Here is a 3,155-nt window from a genome sequence, read left to right as displayed (position 1 = left end):
CTTCTTCATGTTCGTCTTCTTCTCCGAAAACGAACTTTACTAGACTCCGGCTGGCCCTGTTTGCAGGGGGCAGGTCACGGCTATAACGATAGGGACGGCCAATTGGATCTCCTTCAATTTTTGGGGGCGACTGCAACTGACACTACCTTACAAATTATCAACGTTTTCGTGCCGGGCACCGAATGAACGAAACTGGCTGCGGATGCAGTCATGCTCGAGCGGCAGTTTTCGACACAAAGCGGATGTAGCGGGGCTGAAAAAACGGTCATTCAACGTGGAGTTAGACTCTTGACAATTCCGCTTACCAGCGAACCTTCCACATTCCACCCCCGGTACAGGAACCACAGTGTTGCAGGCTTTTCCAATCATTTCGACTCGTCAGTCGCTCGAGTCCTTTACGAGCTTTGTCCGCCTTATTAGAGCTTTGCCAAGACGTGTGCCCACAGTCGTCAACTTCGACAAGGATGTCGTAGGCGCCTTTACTGTGAATTTTCTTGTAAAACCTGGTATCGCCAGAATTTGGCTCGCTTCGCTCTTCGGCACTTGACGTTTGCTCGTCGTCCGTAACGTCCGGCGCCTTGAGTTGACTTACAGCGTGCTCCGCCGTTTCCGCACGTGCGGCTGTGCGAGCAAGTTCCGCTTCGAGTTGTTCAATCTGCGCCTTTAGATCCTGATTCTCAGTGATATATAAACGCGCGATTTCCAACTCTTCTGAGTCCGCAGTTAGACGCGACTTTATATCTTCCAACCGCTGTCGAATTAGGGCTTCTTGAATTTCACGAATTAAACGAGGTGGCGTGATCGACAGAGATGACGTAGACATCACCAATCGTCGCAGAGTCGCTCGGAATCGATTTAATCCCTTTCCGTCACTATCGTTTGAAAGTAGTGCCGAAGCAGTCCATACCGTGCTATTGAAGTATGGCTCTCCATCTGCCCCCGTTCGGGCAGGCCAATATAGACGAACGGCACCCCGATAGCAGGAATGCAACTTTCCTAATTCGTCTGTCAACGCCCACGTTGCGTCGTCGGCTACTCGCACAACATTGGCAAGCGCAGCTAAGTCGTATGCAAGATTCTCAGCCAATCGTGGCCACAAAGTCTCGCCTTCAACCTCCGAGACAACAACAATTGGAATAGCACGCCCTACCTGTCGTATCTCGTCAGCCAATCTCCGGCCATTCAAGTCGCCGTACACGACTTGAGGTACAGAAGTGCCAAGGGGTGTTCCGTTCAGTCTCCAGTCGGGTGAGTGCCCAAGCAACGTACGTACGATGGCGGGGCAACGAGGATCGTTGGGTACAGGTGCAACAACGCTAGAAATATTTTCGACGGCAAGACTACAGTAGATGCTCAACTTCCCGTTGAATGCAGTAGTCGCTAGACGGGTCGTAAAGGTTTGCCCTGATCTAGTGCGCTCTACTAGTCTGATTTGGTCGAGCAATCCCAAGGAAGTGGAAACTCTTTCGCGATTGAATCGCCCGTTTCCATCATTCGTTAGTGATTGAAACTCACCGCCGCCTTGGGTCGGGTCCGTGGCACCTTTATCCGTCAGCCATCTACTTATAGCCTCACAAACCGCTTCGAATCTGCTCTGGAGTTGCTGTTCGTCCAGTGCTTCGGATTCAAGAAGGTAGGAAGATAGCGTCTGCATAGATTCAGATCCCGAAAGATGGTTTGGTAAAATGGATAACGGTTAATAGCCGCACCGATCCGTCAATTACCCGTTACAAAAGGAGACGCGCGGCGGCATTCTATTTGTCATGCATTATGACGCGTCTTTTCCCTTCCACAATGGACGACTGCATTAGGGCAAGTCCTTCAATGGCCGCTATTGGCCGGTAGCGGCCCTCCGTCGGCAGACCGTTCCGCCCCAAAGCGGTCGGCCACTGATATCTTCGGGCAGAAGTATCTCCATGCGCAAATGCTTGAATTAAGCCGCGCTGTGAAGCGGCTTCGGCTTGAAGAATTTCTAACGCGCCTGCACGCAACGCATGAAGGATAACCAGATCAATCTATGTGGCGGCGCACTACGTCATGGATTTCTCAGGAACGATATGGCGTCGTCGAGGCAACAACTCGCTCAGTCAACTCAGGTTTTCCGCAGTGCTCAAGCATTCGCCGAATCACCATCCGTGACATGTCACTGGAAACCGTTGGCCCCAAGATTATTCGGTCAACGAGTTTGCTTAAATGTAAGTCGTCGCCTGTCGCCCCTGGAAGGGGAGCGACTTTGAATTTCAGTTTTGGTTGCAGACCCTGGGAGCCGATCACATAGCTCAACAACGGGTCGAAGGCATTGGCTCCATCGCGGTCACGCATGTAAGCTACCCGCCACTCACGCTCCTCTTCAAAGCCCTTGTGTTTCGTAAAAAGGGAAAAAATTTTTAGCCGTTCGAGAAATGTGTATGCCGCGGCATAGAGGTGCTTTGTGGCGAAATTCTCTCGCTCGATGGATTGAGCCAGTCCATCAAGCTTTCCGTCAATCCACGCCAGTCGTTGCCCTGTCGTTGCGTATATGACGCGACTCAGAATAAGCGGTGAGCCTTCCTTCACCGTGAGATTACCAGTGTTAAACACCAACGCGGCGCCATTGCCATTGGCACCGTAGCCACGCCACATTGAAAGTCGTCCGTCCTGGTCGGTGGAGTCGTGCTCCGATAGACACATGATGTACGTGTCAAAAGCGTGAGCCTGCTCAAATTCAGAAAAATAGTGCTCGAATGCATGACACAGCATTTGATACCGCGCTGGCGTCTTGCATGCGAGCCTTAGCCCCGCGTGCTGAAAGAACGCCTTCTGTCCCTCTACCATGCCGAAGCGCAGTTCCTGGACATCATTCATGAACAGCGGATTGGAAAACCAGAGTTCTTCGTTCTTAATGATCTGATGAAGAGTGTCGATGGACGTGTAGTGTGCAAGTAATGGGCGCACGGCTGGATATGAGTTGCCACTGTCGACGTCCGACCAAAGCGATGTCCGTAGGTGCTCGAAGTGTCGTTTCAGTTCGCGGACACTGCTCTTCGGGCGAGTGGTCTTGCTCATGATGTTCAATTCCTTGGTCTTAATTCGTTGATCTAGCAGGCTGTTGAAATACCTACCGCAGTCGTCATCCTGTTGGGCGGGGTAAACGTTGAAACAAAGAACCAAACAAC

Annotated in this window: 3 protein-coding genes; 1 reads left to right on the top strand and 2 read right to left on the bottom strand. The window is 51.6% G+C overall.

The genetic code is table 11. The features are described 5' to 3' along the window. The coding region (locus PCA20602_RS25865) for a hypothetical protein (RefSeq protein ID WP_217432512.1) at window positions 1-186 on the top strand (186 nt) is incomplete at its 5' end. A gap of 115 nt (window positions 187-301) precedes the next feature. On the opposite strand, the gene PCA20602_RS25795 is transcribed toward PCA20602_RS25865, so the two are convergent. After that, on the bottom strand, window positions 302-823 hold the full coding sequence (locus tag PCA20602_RS25795) for a hypothetical protein (RefSeq protein ID WP_174981619.1): 522 nt from the start codon (window positions 821-823) through the stop codon (window positions 302-304). Window positions 824-2,046: 1,223 nt separating this feature from the next. Beyond that, a partial coding sequence (locus tag PCA20602_RS25415; protein ID WP_217432510.1) for a DUF2971 domain-containing protein occupies window positions 2,047-3,155 on the bottom strand: 1,109 nt, incomplete at its 5' end.

Origin of the sequence: Pandoraea capi (genome assembly GCF_902459735.1) — a bacterium.
GTDB lineage: Bacteria > Pseudomonadota > Gammaproteobacteria > Burkholderiales > Burkholderiaceae > Pandoraea > Pandoraea capi.
Note: the sequence above shows the minus strand (reverse complement) of the source record. Positions and strands in the feature narration are given on the sequence as shown.

Coding starts and splice junctions, on each gene's coding strand:
- PCA20602_RS25795 (WP_174981619.1), bottom strand. CDS start 823: ATGTCTACGTCATCTCTGTCGATCACGCCACCTCGTTTAATTCGTGAA.